Source organism: Chryseobacterium sp. CS2K3, from assembly GCF_059515185.1.
Window position 1 is genome coordinate 1 of sequence record NZ_JCAKRW010000006.1, and the last position, 18,148, is coordinate 18,148.

The 18,148-nt window shown below is 35.9% G+C and carries 10 protein-coding genes; 2 read left to right on the plus strand and 8 right to left on the minus strand.

What is annotated here, in order from left to right:
- The first annotated feature begins 460 nt into the window (after positions 1 to 460).
- Together AC5YGG_RS11585 and AC5YGG_RS11590 are read left to right on the plus strand one after the other, a co-directional pair.
- Entirely contained in the window at positions 461 to 3,361 is a 2,901-nt protein-coding gene (locus tag AC5YGG_RS11585) for a SusC/RagA family TonB-linked outer membrane protein (RefSeq protein ID WP_496144654.1), read from the plus strand.
- 13 nt (positions 3,362 to 3,374) lie between these two features.
- Positions 3,375 to 5,270 carry a SusD/RagB family nutrient-binding outer membrane lipoprotein gene (locus tag AC5YGG_RS11590; RefSeq protein WP_496144655.1) on the plus strand — a complete coding sequence of 632 codons (1,896 nt, stop codon included), beginning with the start codon at positions 3,375 to 3,377 and terminating at the stop codon, positions 5,268 to 5,270.
- Between the two features lie 99 nt (positions 5,271 to 5,369).
- Here the strand turns inward: AC5YGG_RS11590 and AC5YGG_RS11595 are convergent, their stop codons facing one another.
- The 8 genes from AC5YGG_RS11595 to AC5YGG_RS11630 all read right to left on the minus strand — a co-directional run bounded on the left by AC5YGG_RS11595 (position 5,370) and on the right by AC5YGG_RS11630 (position 17,992).
- Entirely contained in the window at positions 5,370 to 5,876 is a 507-nt protein-coding gene (locus AC5YGG_RS11595; RefSeq protein WP_496144656.1) for a hypothetical protein, read from the minus strand.
- Positions 5,877 to 5,952: 76 nt separating this feature from the next.
- Entirely contained in the window at positions 5,953 to 6,474 is a 522-nt protein-coding gene (locus AC5YGG_RS11600; RefSeq protein ID WP_496144657.1) for a hypothetical protein, read from the minus strand.
- Positions 6,471 to 9,224 (minus strand): COG1470 family protein, encoded by a 2,754-nt coding sequence (locus AC5YGG_RS11605; RefSeq protein ID WP_496144658.1) that lies wholly within the window; start codon positions 9,222 to 9,224, stop codon positions 6,471 to 6,473. Before AC5YGG_RS11605 ends, AC5YGG_RS11600 begins: the two co-directional genes overlap by 4 nt.
- A complete protein-coding gene (locus AC5YGG_RS11610; protein WP_496144659.1) occupies positions 9,217 to 10,017 on the minus strand; it encodes a WxL protein host-binding domain-containing protein in 801 nt (266 codons plus the stop codon). Before AC5YGG_RS11610 ends, AC5YGG_RS11605 begins: the two co-directional genes overlap by 8 nt.
- Before the next feature lie 106 nt (positions 10,018 to 10,123).
- Entirely contained in the window at positions 10,124 to 10,702 is a 579-nt protein-coding gene (locus tag AC5YGG_RS11615) for a hypothetical protein (protein ID WP_496144660.1), read from the minus strand.
- 185 nt (positions 10,703 to 10,887) lie between these two features.
- Positions 10,888 to 13,236, minus strand: a complete 2,349-nt coding sequence (locus tag AC5YGG_RS11620; protein ID WP_496144661.1) for a phosphocholine-specific phospholipase C — start codon at positions 13,234 to 13,236, stop codon at positions 10,888 to 10,890.
- An 83-nt stretch (positions 13,237 to 13,319) separates the two neighbouring features.
- Entirely contained in the window at positions 13,320 to 14,813 is a 1,494-nt protein-coding gene (locus AC5YGG_RS11625) for a SusD/RagB family nutrient-binding outer membrane lipoprotein (protein ID WP_496144662.1), read from the minus strand.
- A gap of 20 nt (positions 14,814 to 14,833) precedes the next feature.
- The gene (locus AC5YGG_RS11630; protein WP_496144663.1) at positions 14,834 to 17,992 is read right to left on the minus strand and encodes a SusC/RagA family TonB-linked outer membrane protein; all 3,159 of its coding nucleotides are present in this window, start codon (positions 17,990 to 17,992) and stop codon (positions 14,834 to 14,836) included.
- Positions 17,993 to 18,148 lie beyond the last annotated feature (156 nt).

Consider the following 18,148-nt stretch of genomic DNA (forward strand, 5'->3'; position numbering starts at 1 on the left):
ATACATAGCTAAGAAGGAAAGTTCAGAAACACATACCTCCCGTTTTGGCTAAAGCCGAATGAAGATTAATTTTTTATTTTAAATGGGCTAAAGCCCATTCCTATTGAATACTGAATAAACCAATGCAGATCTTATTTTTGAATATTCTGAATGATGATGATTCATTTTTTTATTCTTCCAAATAACCTTTAAATCATCTTTTTTCTTCTTCTTTTCCTTCATTTTGTACAGATATATTCTGACAGCATTTGCATGATAAGCTGTAATTTTTTATTTGTTGCTAAAGTTTTTTGCACGCTAAATTTTTTTTATTTCAGTTAAAAATCAAAGTTTATTTCTACTATTTAATCATAACATTCATATTTTCAATGATATTTTATGGTTTCTTCTTATTTTTTATCGGTATACTATTAAATACTGTTAAAATATTATATTTGATTTTAAAAAATTAAATATAATTATGAATAGAATGATAGTTAAGGCAGGACTTCTTTCATCTTTATTTTTTTGCTTGACTGGATTATCTGCACAAAATACAGATTCTACTAAAGTAGGAAAGATTGATGAAGTTGTTGTTACAGCCTACGGAGTTAAAAAAGAAAAGAAAACCTTGGGATATTCTTTTCAGGATGTAAAAGGGCAGGCACTTGTTGATGCTAAAGAAACGAATGTCACTAATGCTTTAGTGGGAAAAGTAGCGGGCATGCAGGTTATTAAAGGAGGTTTTGGTCCCGCGTCATCATCAAGGATCAATTTGAGAGGTTTTAACTCTTTTATAGGAGATAGCCAACCTTTGATTGTTGTTGACGGAATCCCGTTAAGTAACGGAATGGGAGTGAAAGCTAAGCAAAATAATGGGAGGTACAATAATGATTTCTGGAATCCAGATCTGGATATGGGAAATGGGCTGAACGATATTAATGCAGAGGATATAGAAAGTATCTCTGTTCTTAAAGGGGGAGCCGCATCTGCATTATATGGTTCCCGAGGTGGAAACGGGGTTATTCTTATTACAACCAAAACAGGAAAGAAAAGAGGTGGTTTAGGAATTACTTATTCTACTAATTTAGGATTTGAGACTATTTTTATGAAGCCGGATATGCAGAAAAGTTTTGGCTTAGGACAAAATGGATTATCGAATCCTGCGAACAGTGACAATACAACTTCGTGGGGACCAGCTATTGAAAATGGAAAGAAATATGATAATCTTGGAAATTTTTTCAAAACAGGAATCAATACTCAACATACGTTGAATTTTCAAGAGAATCTGGGTGAAGGAACAAGCTTGTATACATCATTCAATTATTTAAATGATAATAGCCAGATTCCGAATTCTAAATTTGAGAGGTTCAATTTGATGGCTAAAATGAATTCAGTTTTTGGCAGGGAAAAAAGATGGACTTCAGAAATAAAGGTACAATATATAAGTACAAAGGCTAAAAACAGACCTTCAGGAGGAAGAGGAGATGGAAATTATTATTCTAATATTCTTCTTATGCCACAGGATATTGATATCCGTGATTACCGTGAAGGACAGACGCAGAATAATGTAATGTCTAACTGGATTTCACCCAATGGTATTAATCCTTACTGGTCTGCATATAATAGTCTTAATGCCGATAAAAAAGACCGTGCTTTATTGAATAGCTACCTTAAATATCAGTTTAATGACTGGCTAAGTGCAGATGTAAGATTAGGGACTGACTTTTATGCTTTGAATGCAGATGCAAGGGTATGGACAGGCTCTTCAAGAAGAAATGCATATGCTACCAGTGAAGAGAAATTTTATGAAAATAATTATATAGCCAGCATTACGGCTAAACAGGATAATTTATTTGGTAAATGGGGCGGCTCATTTTCATTGTATGGACAATTAATGGAAACAAGGACTAAAGCTCTTTATTTTAGTACTCAAAATTTAATTGTTCCCAATGTTTTTAGCGTAACGAATACCAGTGATCTTGCAGGTATTGCAAATAACGAAGTTGATATATGGAAGAAAATTAATTCCGTTTTCGGAGCGCTGGAAATTAATTATGATGGGTATTGGTTCATTAATGCTACGTTCAGGAATGACTGGTCTTCAACCTTGAGTGTAGAGAACAGATCATATTCTTATCCAGCCTTAAGTACATCTTTGGTTTTAACGGAAATGTTGAATAAACTAAATGGTACCACTTCTAAAACATTAACTTTTGCCAAACTTCGTGCTGCATATGCTTCTACCGGTAATGGTTTAAATCCTTACGAATTATATAATGTTTACAGACTAGCTGCTGATCCTACCGGACATGCTATTTTAGAAAGAGTAAAGACTCTTTATGATGCTGGCTTACAAGCGGAAAAATTAAAAACTTTTGAAGTAGGGGCAGATCTTAAGTTTTTTAATAGAATTTCTTTAGATGTAAGTTATTTTCTCAACACAGCCACAAAACAATTAATTAGCCTGCCTATGAATCCTCTCTCAGGGTATGAGGATATGAAAGTTAACGGTGGAAAACTTCAAAATAGTGGAATTGAAGTGGTTTTAAATACTGATATTTTTAAAAATGAAAATTTTACCTGGAATGTAAATGCTAATTTCTCAAAATTAAAAAGTGAAGTAAAAGAACTTTATGGTTCTATTTCGAAATATCCATTAAACGGTTTTGATAATGTTACATTTTTTGCAGAGCTGAACAAGCCTTTTGGAGTAATCTATGGAACAAAATTCTTAAGAGTAGAGGATGCTAATGATCCTAATTTTGGAAAACTTATTGTAGGAGCTAACGGGCTGCCTCAATCAACTCCTGATCAGCATTACTTGGGAGATCAGACTCCTCGTGCATTGTTTGGGCTTACCAACAGCTTTAGTTATAAAAATATCGGGCTTTCTTTCCAGGTTGATGGGCGTATTGGCGGAAAGTTTTATTCTTCTACCCAATCAGCCTTGCAAAAGGTGGGGCTTGCTGAAGAGACGGCTCCCGGAGGAAGAAGAGATAATTTTGTTCTTGATGCAGTAGTACAGCAAACGGGAGGTGGCTATACAGCCAATACAAAGGAAATTACCCAACAGGATTATTGGTCAGCTGTAACGGCAGGGAATCTAGGAATTACGGAGCAGAATATTTATGATGCTACCAATATCAGATTACGAAATGTTCAGGTATCTTACAGTTTCCCAAAGAGTATTTTTCAAAAGTTTGCATTACAAAGTGCTAAAGTTTCCTTTACAGCCAATAATGTATGGATGATCTACAGTAAAGCAAAAGGAATAGATCCGGAATCTGTATTTGCGATCAATTCTAATGCTGTGGGATTTGAAAACCTTTCATTTCCTACTACAAGATCTTACTTATTTACAATTACATTAGGTTTTTAACATCAATAATATCATGAAAAAATATATTTTATCTCTCATTACACTGGCTGCAGTTTGTACATCATGTAATGATTTTGAAGACATGAATAATGATCCGTTTGCAGTGGATATTAATAAAGCTGAACCGGAATATTTTTTAAACAATTCTATTTTAGGAGCTCAACAGGATCCCAATATTGCTGAACGTACTTTTGTCCTTTATTGGAAAACTGCGGCAAGACAACATTTGACAACAGGAATTGCTGGTGGATCTTATGATGATTCCTGGACTGTAGAATATTGGAAAGGAATTTCAGAATGGCTGAATAATGCCAATACAACAATTGAAATCGTTAACGAAAAGAAAGCAATAGGTCAAGGCAAAGCGCATTACGATAATCTTACCCAGGTAGCCAGAATCTGGAGAGCTTATTTAATGAGCGAATTTTCCGACAACTTTGGTCCACAACCTATTCAGGCATTTAAAGGAATAAACCCGGGATTTAATTCTGAAAAAGAAGTGTATTATTTTATTTTAGAAGAGTTGAAAGATGCAGCTGCTAAAATGGATGTCAACCAACCCGCACCTTCAAATCCTAATGCTTACGATATGGTATATGGGTTTAAATGGAGCCAATGGGTAAAGTATGCCAATTCCATGAGAATGAGAATAGCTATGAGAATAGCTGAAGTAGATCCGGGAAAAGCAAAAACAGAATTTGAAGCAGCTGCGAATTCTAATATGGTGATCAGCACAAGCGATGATAACTTTAAAGTAAAAGAAGATCCGGGGTGGAATCCTTTATCAGGGGTAATGTCCAGAGAATGGAATTCACAGCTTTTATCTGCTACTCTTAATAATATGTATATCGGTTTAGGAGGAATTAATTCTACAGATCAGTTACCGGCAGGGCAGCACACCGCAGTAAAAGCTTCTGATTATATCGGAGTAAAATATGAGGAACAATTCTCAACGATGACGAATGATCCTAGTGCAGGATATTGGCTTGACGGGCTTCCTAATACCATAGATCCAAGAGCTTATAAAACTTTTTATATTCCCGGAGATCTCAACAATCCGATTTATTCACTTTATCCTACTTATACCAATCAGGCAACTACCAATCATGGTGATCTTACTTTCGCTGACGGTTCTAAAATTACAATTAATACCGTAAATACGTGGAATACGACCACAATAGGGAATTGGGGTGTAAAAGGACAGAGAAACGGATTAAGAGGGGTTGTTGGCTGTATGCCGGCTTTAGGAAAACAATATAGAGAAGGTAAGAACTCTCGAATTTTCTTTGCAAGTTGGGAAACATACTTCCTGATGGCTGAAGCTGCTCTGAAAGGATGGGCTGTTCCTATGAGTGATGAAGCTGCCTATAATAAAGGAATTCAGGATAGCTTTGCATATAACGGCGTTTCACAATTTTATGGACAATATATTACCTCAACAGCGTATAACCGCGATGGTACTTCCGTTTCTTATTCTCATACCACGGAGCCGGGTGCTAGCCATGTGATGAAGTATAAAGATCCTGTAACCGGAAATTTAGTTTCTGTAGATATTAAATATCCTGTAAATACGATTTACAAGAACGGTTCTGTGAAGAATGATAAACTTACGAAAATCATTACCCAAAAGTATATTGCCAATATGCCGTGGCTTCCGTTAGAATCATGGAGTGATCAAAGAAGACTGGGACTGCCTTTCTTTGAAAATCCTGCAGTAGAAACACCATTAGTTAATTTACCGAACTTGAATTCCGGAAATTATATGACCAACTCTATTCAGAATTTCCCTCAGAGACTAAGATATCCAAGTACTTTCAGAAATACAGACCAGGATGGATATGCAAAAGCTATACAATTACTGGGCGGACAAGATGCTGTGCTCACCCCTCTTTGGTGGGCAAAACACTAAATTGAACATGCTTTAAAAAAATAATCCTTTCCAAATTTTGGGAAGGATTATTTTTTATGATGAATTTTAATTTTAAAAGAGTGATCACTTTCAATTACTCTAATTGGCAACGATAGTAAAAACCACCCTTGCACTATAAGTACTGGCAGGCAGCGTTACAGAAACTCCTGCTAACTGTAAAATTAAGTTGATATCTGAGAAACTTACACTGTTACCCAGTCCTAAAAGACCACTAAAGGTAAAAGTTACAAATGTTGTATCAGTTGTTTCTGATATTGGGATATAAGTGGTTCCCCCATTAATCGTGGCTGTGCAAAGGACACAAACTCCATGTATCGTTGTGGATCCTCCAGTTCTTTTTGCTGAAAGGCTTAATGAATTATTCCAGGGGCTAGGGGTGTAGCGCATGGTCATTTTTGCACCGGAACTTGAAAGAAGATTAAGGAATGTCCCTGGTAAATTTCCGGATAACGTGATTGTTGTAGGGGTAGTAGTGGTATTGTCATAAGTTCCCGCATAATTATTTCCTGCTTCGGTAATAGCAGGAATAACGGGTGACCAGTTTCCCGAAACATTTACAGTCTGAGCGTCAAAGAAAGAACTCATTATTAAAAAAATAATAGATAGATTTCTTTGTAAAAAAACATTTCTGATATAATGGCTGCTTATTTTCATTTTAGTTTTATTCTGTGATGGTATACACAATTGTAACGGATGTATTGGTTAGTCTCTCCAAATTGGCATAGGTACTCGGAACCAGAGAAATAGTAAGGCGATGACCATTATTGGCACCATTGCCCGTATAGGCACCACCAATTCCGCTGATAATGGTAACAGGAGTAGTTGTAAGAGTCACTTGCGCAGAGGGAGTTCCTAATGTGCCGCCTCCGGCTCCGGATGCAGCGGCAGCCTGTAATCTGATATTCACTCCGGCAATGACCTGATTCACAGATGCCGTTATTTTTCTGGTAGCCCCTCCGGAAGTAATGGCTGAAGTATAATTGATCCATTTTGAAGTATTTGGAGTAGGATTTCCAAGAGGATTTCCGGCTTCAGTAGGTGCTATAAAGTTCAGCGTAATGTTTCCGGTAGGTTCCACATCCATCAAAGTCACTACAGGTAATGTAAGACTAACAGTAGCCTGAGAATGCAACAAACCAGATAGAATGAAAGTGGTTAATATTATAGCGCGCTTCAACATCATTTCTTATTTTTTATTTCATTATATCCTACTTTCAGGGATTCCTGTTGGTATTTGACTTCTCTCTTTTGCTTAACAATCTGAACATTTATTTTTTTTATCTCTCCTGACTTTAAGGTAAACTGGAATTTATCAGTTAAAATCTTATAACGTTTATCCAAACCATTTCTATAAAGCTTAAGAGACCAATCGCCAGGTCGGAGATAAGTAAAATCAAAATCTTCATCTATAAAACATATTTTACGGTATACCTGATCATTGCTGATTGCTTCTATAATAATGCTTTCTCTTTTCTTTTTCCCTGTTTTATTCTGTAATGTTTCAATATCTGCCTGATCTTTTTCAAGGTTTTCTGTAAGATGAATATGCCCTTGGATATTGGCTGCAGTAGTTATTCCGAAATTAAAAACATTCTCTTTGTTAAGAAGAGATAACGCTGCAGGAAAAACAACTGTTGGAATATCATTGATCTCAGTAGTTGAGCGATCTATTTCAAGGAAGTAATTCCCGGGAATAACATTCTTAAACATATAATTTCCTTCTTTATCTGTCACAGATAGATAGCTGCCCAGCATTAATCTGATGCCTTCTGTCTTTTTTATGCCGAGATTGCTTATATTTCCTGATAGGGAGGTGTATTCTGCAATTTTTTGCACCGGAATATTGGGACTCCATGTATAACGCATCGAGAATATGAAATCTTTATCTCCTATTTCTCCACGCTGCAAGGAATACCTGCCTGAAAAATCCAGTGAATTTCCTGGAAATAGCTGTTGATGATATATAAGCTCAAATAAATTTCTGTCTTTAAAGTATTCTTCGGGAATATAATTGTTCTGATAGAAAATACTTAAGCTTGTTTTATCAGTAAATCTAGTGAAAACTCTTGCTCCGTAATACAGCTGCTTTTGATTTTGAAGTTGATACCTTGAAGTACTTCCATAACTTCCATAAATGTTAAACAAAGTTCTGAATTTTTCAAAAGAAAGATTAGCCGTATATAAACTTGAATTACCGTTAAAGCCTGTCAGATAATTGTCCGTCTTTCCAAATTGTCCGTTAATATTAATCTGAAATATTCCAATACGCTGATCTACAGTAATTCTAAAAAAACGTTCGTAATAATCAAACTGTTTGGGTTCTAAACGATCCTGATATTTTTGATAACCGTTATTAACCATAATAGATCCACTCGGCAGATATTTATATTGTAAACCATATTGAAAATACTTTCTGTAAGGAGCTGCCAGAAATAAAGTATCCCTTTGGAAATTTTTAGCGTCCTGCATATAATTAGCAAAAGCATTGATTTTTTTAGATAACTTGTACTGAACATATCCGCTTACAGTATTGGTATTAGTAAAATATCCTGCAAATTCAGGACTGGCTTTTATATAGATTAAATTTCCGTTGATTTTATCAAAATTGATATCAGCCTGTGCCATATAAGCAGTTCCTTCTGTCTTTTTCGTAGTACTATAGGAAAACTCACCTGAAAGGATAATATTCTTTGAGATCTTAAATTTTCCTTTCGTATAGGGAAGATGTGCTTCAGAATCTAATTGTATATTTCTGGAATTACCTTCCTCCTTCATAGGCGTTTTATAAAGGTATCCAGCAGTAATTTCAGACTCTTTTCGGATTTTAAATGTTGAATACATATTAAGCTCATCCTTAATATCTCTGAAAAAACGAGGACGATTATAGAAGCCTCCTAAGCTTACTTTATTGAAATTATAGCGGATTTCTGCTCCTCGTCCGTATCGTGCAAATTCCGTCAGATAGGAAGAAGAATACGTTTTATCACCTAAATGAATGAAAAGTTTATCCCTTTTATAGTTTACAAAATATTCTTCATATTGCGTAAATGTATTAAGCTCAATAGGGCTATGAGTAGCGGCATGAAATTCAATTTGATTTTTATTGTCTTTATCTAAACTTCCTTTTCCATATATTTCTCCCTGAAAACCATCATTGTAAATCCCCATATTTTTCATTCCGATGAAAGAAAGAGAAGCTACAATAGGAAGTCTATGATATATATCGGATTCTGAGGGTTTTATAGAAATAACTTGTGTACTTACATACACATCTTGAGTTTCTTGAGGATTGTCTTTTGAATATACTGAAAGATTTAGATTTTGAAATTCATTTTGCTGAAGATCAGGACTGGTGACTTTATGAACTGTAATTACTTTTGATTCGTTCGGTCCCAATGTTTGCAGATGATCCTGATCAATGATTCCGTTTCTACTGCCAAGAACAATGTTTTCAGTGATATTACCATTGTTTTTTAATAAGAACGAAGAACTGATGGTCTCTCCGGCTCTGATGAATTCAGGAGAATTTAATGCAGTAAGAGAAATTTTTCTGTTTGCGGATATCGTAATCGTTGAATTTTTCACCAAAGATATTCCACTCTGGCGGTCTGTAATCTGTAAAGTAATGGTATAATTGCCTTGCGCTGTCTCTCCTGCAATACGAACAGGAACAAGATATACAGAAGTTTGGTGTGCATTAATCTGAAATTCTCCTTTTGCTAAAATAGGAGTAATGTGAGGACTGGATGTTGTAGCTGAAATATCATATATTTTATTTTCAGCAGAACTATTTTCCAGAGTGAAGGGAATAGAAGTAGACATTCCCGGCTTAAGGCTATCTTTTTTACTGATCAATCGTTCAGACTGGTTCTGAGAAAAAGTAATTACCGGAAATAAGAGTATAATTATAAATAATGTCCAGGTTCTAATCATTTTTTACTTCTAGTTCCACATTGAGTGCAAATGCATTCTCTTCTTCATCTGTTGTCATTATAGTTGCGTTGTATTTATCCGGTGGGACTTTACTGATATCGATAGGGAAAATTTTTGATGTAGAAGGTAACAAACCCATAGCTAAACTTGAGTAATTTCCTATTTTTTCTCCTGTTTTGCGGTTATAGATTTCAATGGAAGCTGTAGGTTTACAATAAAGATTGCCATTATTAGCTATTGCTATTTGTACAGTTTGCCTGCCTTCTTCTTTTTCTACTTTTACACTTTCAAATTTCAGGTCCGGCTTTGCTTGTTCAGTTTCGAAATCTGTAATAATTTGAATCGCATAGCGTATCATAGAAGTAATATTGACCCCGATTTTTTTATCACTAGGTTTTATATCATCTACAGGTTCTACAATCAGTACGCTCCAGTAGCTTCCAGGATCTATTATTTGATTGGGTACGGTGATTTCATAAAATACCTCTGTTTTTTCTTTCCCTTTAAGCGTAATTAGGTTGGTATTTAGCTTAATCCATTCCCCATTGGTTCTTTTGTTTGTTTTTATGGCAGTATAATTGGTTGTTCCATCTGCATGATAAGTAAAGTCCTGTAAAAATAATTTTACACTTTGAGGATGAGTACCTGTATTTTCAATAGCTATTTTTCCTTTATAAACCTTTCCGTTTTCTATTTTGTAGGAATGCGTAAGCCCGTTGAGAATCACAATGCCGGCATGTAAAAAGCTGAACTGTAATATCAGGGTGACCAAAAGAAGTATACGCTTTGTCATTATGTAATGTATAGAGTTAGATAATTAAAATAACAAAAACAGGAAGAAACTGAAAGACAATTTCTCCTTGTTTTTGAATATGGGTCGGGATAAAATCTAGTGAATACTAGTTATCTAATATTGTATACGTAACAGTTACTGATCCAGCTGCTGTAGCCTCTAGATTGTCATAGATTGCCACCCCTCCAGGACCACTTCCGGCAGCAAGAGCATACGTAAGATTATGTCCGTTATCGGCACCATTTCCTGTATAGGCACTTCCTATCCCTGAAATAATTGTTTGATCTGTAGTATTCAGTGTAAGAAGACCTGTGGAATTACCTACATGGCCACCTCCTGATCCGGTTGCAGACGCAGCTGTCACATGAATATCTACTCCGGGAATGACTGAATTGAGACTCACTGTTACCTTACGTGTAGGATGTGCAGCAGATTTGATGGAAGAATAGTTAAGCCATAGTGTATTATTAGCTGCACTTGGAACAATAGCGTTACCAGCGTCTGTAGGAGCAGAGAATCCAAGTGTAATATTTTTTGTAGCGGCAGGTTCAATGTCTACCAGTGCAACTTCAGGAATAGAAATTGTGATCGTATGATTATCTGTATTGTTATCCTGGGCACTTAAATTTCCAGATACAGCAACTGCAAATAAAGACATTGCAATCGTTAATTTTAGTTTTTTCATGATGCTGATAATTAGTTAGGTGAATATAATTAAATTCAGCATGTTATGAAATAAATTTATAATAATTTTTATATTGTTGATTATTTGATCTTTTTTGGATAATATAATTGTGAATTATTATAGTCTGGAAATGAAAAATCCTGCACAATATGTACAGGATTTTTTGTATTTTTTTTTAATGACTCTTATGCCCAATGAGGATCGGAAACAGAAACTTTTCCGGTTTCTATCCTTCCTGAAAAGTGCCATATATTACTGTCTGCAGCTATTTTAATATCATACCAGCCTTTGTTTTTACCAAGATCAATAATCAATTTTTCTTCTGGCTTTTGTATTGAAATAGTCCTTTTACTTTTCTCGTAGAAATTTTCCATTGTTAAACTGATATTTCCCTTTTGGGGATTCTTGAAAATAAATTCAACTTGATTTTTTGATGAATTATTAATTAAAATAACCTCAATTTTAGGAATATTATTCCCTTTAAATTTCCTAAAAAAGCCGTTGGGACCAAAAATTTCATAATCATATGCTCCTGAATGAACAGAATGTGGTAGCTCCTGCTTCGAATATAGAGTATAAGAAAAATGGTATCCAGATGGATCATTCAGCTTGGTTCTGTCATAAAGAAGCAATGGGATACCATTATCTTTAAGGTTTGTCATTTTAATTTGCTTCCCTTCTAAATTGACATGGAAATCATAAGGAAGCGGATTAGATGGTTTTATTCCTCTTTCCTGAACTTCAAGGAGGTGATCGTTCAATTCGTTTTCAGAATACCATTTCAGGTTAGGAACAGGTTTATTTTTCGCTGAATTAATTGTTTTTGCAACATCTTTCTGATTCAGATAATTCATCTGTGGAGCCTTTACATTCGCAGTATTAAAAGCAGAGGTAAGATCTCCGCAGATGGCTCTTCTCCAATCGCTTATATTGTCTACATGAACATCTTTCCTGAATTTTTTCATGATGAATTTTTCCAGGAACTGTAATACCGAAGTATGGTCGGATACTTCAGAATTTACGAAACCGCCTTTTGTCCAAGGTGAAGCAATAATCATCGGAACCCTATAACCGAGCCCTACTGTTCCTTCTGTCTTTTCATAATCTTTAAGTTTAGGATCAGCCATGTATTCCTGAGATCTGTTTACATATTCTGCACCATCTTTTCCGTTCATATCAACCGGCTGACTTGGATTCATTGGCGGAGCAAAAGGAAGTACATGATCAAAATACCCGTCATTCTCATCATAATTGATAATGAAAATTGTCTTTTTCCATGTTTCAGGATCTTTTGTCAGAATATTCAGCACTTCAGAAATATACCAGGCACCATACCAAGGAGAGCCGGGATGATCAGAGAAATGTTCAGGAGCTACCAGCCAGGAAACCAACGGAAGTTTTTTCTCTTCCACATCTTTACGGAACTGGAACAAAACATCCCCTTTAGGAACTACCAATCTTTCTCCGTTTTCATCTTTTCCAATTTCCAGTTGATGATAATCAGGATCATTATGATTGGTGGTAAATGCTTTTTCGTGTAAATTTTTCTCTTTTTGAGAAAGTTTAGAATAGTTATCCGGATGATATTTTACCTGATCGTCTTTAAGTTCAGCAATAATCGTTTCCAATCTTTCCTTTTGAGCAGGGTTTTTCTCGATTTCCTTTTTTAAAGAAGCAATCATATTAGGAATATTTTCATAATACCCTTTTGAAAACTTAACGTTGTACTTTTCAAACCATTCAATAGGGTTATCTGTAAAATTACTCAGCCATGCCTCCTGTTCTCCGGATAATCCTTTCGGAAGACTGATCTCATTCTGATAGATTCGCCATGATACATTCTGTTCCTCTAAAATCTCAGGGAAACTTTTCCATTTTGCCTGTCTGGCTTTGTCGTAGTCAATATTTTCATTGACAACATTGGCTTTTGTCTTACCATTCTGCTGTTCTCTTAAGGTTCCGGACCAAAGAAATAACCTGTTTGGAGTAGTTCCTGTAAGTGAAGAGCAGAAGTATTGATCAAATATGGTAAAAGCATCTGCCAGTTGATAATAAAACGGTAGATCTTCACGGTTATAATATCCTAATGTAAGCGGGATATTTTTATAATCTTTATTCCCCGAAGCCTTTGCCTGAAGCCATTGATCATATTTCCCTTTATTCAGTGCATGCTGTTGGTTATCCCATGAATGGGGGAGTGAGCTCATCCATGTAGATTTGGTATTTTTGAGGTCAAGACGTGCCGGAGCAGCATATTGTCCGTTATTTCCTTTTTGAAAAAATGCAGAATGTCCATCCGGTTTTACAAAAGTTCTTTTATCTAAAAATCCTCTTACTCCTTTAAGCGCACCAAAAGCATGATCGAAAGATCGGTTTTCCTGCATCAGAATAACCACATGTTCAGCGTCATAAAAGGTGGATTCGGCAGCGGGTTCAATAGCTAATGCCTTTAAAATGGAAGGATGAAGAACACTTGAGGTTCCTAATCCGGCTAATAAAATACTTGATTTTTCTAAAAATTCTCTTCTGTTCATGATCAATCGTAATAAGAAAGAAACCGCAAGTTAATAGGATTTTCCTGCGATTTCTTTGTTTTGTATAAAAATAATTCAGATTTCTATTGTAACCACCAAGGTTTGGAGGTAATATTATCATTTCCTCCGTATTGAGCGGAAAGAGCAGCCTTTAAATTAGCACTGTTATAATTATACTCAGATTGAGGATACCTGAATCTGAATGGTGCTGGAACACCTGGTTTCAAAGGATAATTCGGGTATCCGGTTCTTAAATAATCATAATAAGATGTCCATTGTGCCTGATGGAACATTGTCATATATTTCTGCGTGATGATTTTTTCAATCTGTTCCTGCAAAGGAGCTGAGTTGTTATACACTACCAAAGGAGTTGCCAGATACTGATTCACATCAAAGCCGGTAAAGTATTGCCCAGGATTCTTTACATACGTCTGGTAGAATGTAAAGCTTGCCTTAATAGCATTATCATAATGACCTTTTGCTGATCCTGAGATCCAGCCTCTGGCGGTAGCTTCTGCTAAAATGAATTCCAGCTCTGGATAGCTTAAAATAGAGGAAGGCTCGTTGGTAGGATCTTTATAAAATCGGTCATTTACTTTTGAAATATTTTTGGCAGTAATCAAATCTGCATTTTCAGAATAAGAAGAAGTTGGATTTCCTCCGTTGTATCCGGTAAAATCTGTGATGGCTTTTCCGTCTTCTTTAGCTCCGGTAGTTTGTGCTGCAAAAGTAAATAAGCGGGGATCATGTCTGTCTTTAAAAAGGTTGATAAAATAATCCGCCATATATAAACTGGATCCGTATCCACTATTGTTGAACATTGTATATCTGCTGTCTGCCACGTCTACAAACTTAAGCTCGCCGTTATCAGCAATAGAAGTCATCAGAGGCTGGCTTCCTGCAATGGCAGCAAATTCCGTTGCGATATTGTAATTTCCTACCGTAGCTTTCTTCGATAAGGTTATTAAAATTTTCAGACGGAAAGAATTGATCAGTTTTTTCCATTTTTGAGCATCCCCGTTGAAAACAATATCGCCTTCAATCTTATCATGGGTATTGATGAGGTCATTGGCTTCTTTTAATTCTGATAAAATTCCGGACATGATCGCTTCCTGAGTGTCATATTGAGGCTGGGTGATCCCAAATTCCCCTTTTACAGCTTCAGAATATGGTGCACTTCCTACTTTTAAACTGATAGTAAAGAAATGATAAGCTCTAAGGAATTTACCGATGGCAACATAATTTTTATTATTGATCTTTTCTGCCTCCTGCATCATTTTTACCGTATTCAGAAGTTGCTTCGTGTATACTTCAAAAGAGGTATTGTTCCATTTCATATACTGATATGTATTTTCACCATCTGTCCCGATCATCATTCTCGAAGCATACATATTATCTGCATTCACCTGGAAGGTGTTTTTTGAAACATAAGTTAAGAGATATTTAGGATCAATATTTGCCTGATCATTGGGATTATCATTAATCTGATCCAGACTGGATTCACAAGAAGCTAGTGATAGTAATCCTGCAAAAAATACAGACCTGATAAGCCTTTTTGCCTTTATATTATTTTTCATTGTATAGACGTACTTTTTAGTTAAAACTTAAGATTAAACCCTAATCCGAACCATCTGCTTGAAGGATCCTGAATATCATTCGTAACATCATCCTTTCTTCCTGTTTTGATCTGGAAGTCAGGATCAGAATAAAGGTTTTTTGATTTTTTCCACATAGCAAGATTGTACGCGGAGATATTAGCTGTAAAACCTTTTATCATTCCTTTTGGATTCAGTAATGAAGAGAAATCATATTCCAGCACTACAGATCTTAGCTTGATAAAGGTTCTGTCAAAAACATTCGCGAATTCTTCACTTTCATCCTGTGTTACCCTTGCCTGATACGGATAGTTCTGTGCCCAGTCCTGGAAACTGATTGCTTTGGTGTGCTTAGTATATTTACCCGTAGTAGGATCATAGTTTACACCATCCGGCACAAAATAATACTTTCCTGGTTTTGCATATTCAAGATCTCTGTAAGCAACGGAGTTCGGATGTTTTCCGCCCCACCACATTTTTTCCACCACCTGCGATCTCATGATACCACCGATGCTTCCGTCGATCCCTATATTGAGAGAAAGCTTTTTATATTTAAAGGTATTGTTGAAACCAAAAGTCCAGTCCGGATTGAAGTGCCCAAGATTACTAGGAGCATCAGCTCTCGTTGGCATTCCTGATTTCGCGTCCAGAATTACTTTTCCATCCGGAGATTTTTGCCAGGTATAATCATAATAGCTGTCCATTCTTTCACCTAGCTTGATGTTGTTGTAGTTAGGCATATTATCATAAATAGAAGTCAGCTTTTGTTCGTAAGTACTCCAGTTGATCAACGTTTTCCAGGTGAAGTCCGATGTTTTTACAGGAACCATTCCAAGAGAGATTTCAAATCCTTTGGTTGTGTATTCATTTCCATTCACATACTGGGAAATAAAGCCTGAAGATTCTGCAGTCGGGAATTCAAGAATGTTGTTGTAATCCAGTGTTCTGAAATAGGTCGCATCTAAAGTGATTCTGTTATTAAGAAACCCTGCGCTTAATCCTAATTCATAAGATTTGGTCTGTTCCGGCTTTAATGAATTTTCAATGTTTAAAGCTGTAGGATAATAGTAGGTAGGATTGCCGTTAAAGCTGATTCCTTTATCATTCATATAATAATTCCTGATGGAATAAGGCTGGAAGTCATAAGCCACTTTTGCCCATGAAGCAGAAAGTTTCAGCATATTAACAGCTTCAGGGAGTTTTACCAGGTTGGAAATAACGGCACTGATGGAAGCTGATGGATAGAAATACGATCTGTTGGCTTTAGGAAGTGTAGAAGACCAGTCATTACGTCCGGAAATATTGATGAAAAATGCATTGTATAATCCAATATCAATCGTAGAATAAGCACTATAGATCAATTTTTCCTTCAGGTATCTGTATTTTTTGATATTCCCGATGGAATTTTCGAAGGTATAAACTTCAGGAACTCTCAAACCATCTGTAGAAGTTTCATTGTTGTTATTTTTAAAGTAAAATGCAGAACCTCCGGCATTGATGGTGAAATCAAAATTTTCAGAAATCTTTTTCTTATAGGTGGCGAGTACATCGTAGTTCAGATTCCAGGTCTTCAAATCTTTTAAAATATAACCTCCGCTTCTTGGTGCGCTGTAATTGAAGTAGGAATAGGGGCTGAAGGTTTCAGATTTACTATGATTTTCAACAAGGGAAATTTTACCTTTTACCGAGAAATCTTTTGTCGCTTTATACTCTAATCCTGTTTGGGCATTAATAATATTCGTTCTGTTCTGATTCTTATAATATTCAGCTCCGAACCAGGGATTGTTGTACCAGGCATAGTTCCAGTTTGCCTGTGCCACTCCTTCTCTTCCAGGCACCCACATATGATTTCTTAAAGCTTTTCCATCTACGTCGCCACCCATCCAGATCAGGATGGTATACATGTGTCCGCTCGGATTGTACTCGTAGTTGGGAACGTTAGGTGTAAAAGTCTGGTTGAAGTTAAATTTCGTATCAAAGACAAATTTATCACTGATGTGGTTTTCAGAAGAAAAATTCACTCCGTATCTCTGTAGATATGAATTCGGAACCCTGTCATCATAATTCATGAAATTTCCGGAAAGCCTGTATACATCTTTATTATTCCTATAGCTGATCGCGAAATTATTATTGTTGATAACAGCCGGCTTTAGAAAGGTCTTTAGGTTGTCATGGTATCTCCATTCAATAGGAACCCTCTCATATCTTGATTTATCATTATACTGAGTGTCTGTTACTGCTCCATACCAGGGAATAACCTGTCCGGTTACCTTATCTCTGATAGGGCTGTTCCACTGCGCAATTTTTAATCCGGGAACAAATTTTGGTCCCCAGATCATATCTCCGTCATTCACCCCACCGTCAGCTCCGTCCCAGAATTCATATTTTCCATGAGAACCGTTACCATATTCCGTCTGAGTTTTCGGAAGATTGGTAAACCCTCCTGTAATCATTGTATTTTGAGAAAACTCTACAGAAAATCCCTTCTTTTTAGCGCTTTTTGTCGTGATCAGAATTGCTCCGTATCTACCTCTTGAGCCATAAAGAGCCGAAGCAGTGGCACCTTTCAGTACGTTGATGTTTTCTATATTATTAGGATCTAAATTCTGGAAAACCTCTTTTTCCACAATCACTCCATCAATCACAAAAACCAAATTGGAATTTCCTCTTAATGTAAACTGTGGAGCCTGCTGCATTCCCGTAGGGTTAGAAACATTCAATCCCGCTACTTGTCCTGAAAATAAATTACCAATACTTGGAGTAGTGATCGTTTCAAATTGTTTCGTTCCCACTTCCTGTGTAGAATATCCGATCTTTTCCTTTTTCTTGGCGATTCCCAGCGCGGTAATTACAACACCTTCAATCTGTTTTTCATTGGTTTTCCTTAAAACAACAGAATATTGCTTTTTTGAAGAAACTTCTACCGTATATAAAGAAAAATCAGGTGAAAAGAATTCAAGGATGTCTTTAGGATTAGCTGAAATAGTAAAATTCCCGTTTTCGTCTGTTGTGGCGGTATTTCCTGTGTTTTTATCAGTGATATTGACGCCTGAAACACTGATGCCGTTTTCAGATTTTACATTTCCTGAAATGTTAATTTCCTGAGCTGTAATATATAAGGGAAGCAAAAAAACTGCACACGTGGCTAAAGTTTTCTTCATTTTTTTTGAATGCAAATTTAACCGCGCATTATTACGTGTATTTTAAGGTCATATTAAAATAAAAATACGATTTATGTATTTATTGATGGAAATAATTAACGAATTGGTAAAATAGATAAAGCAGCCCGTATAGAAAATTTTGTTTTATTATAATAT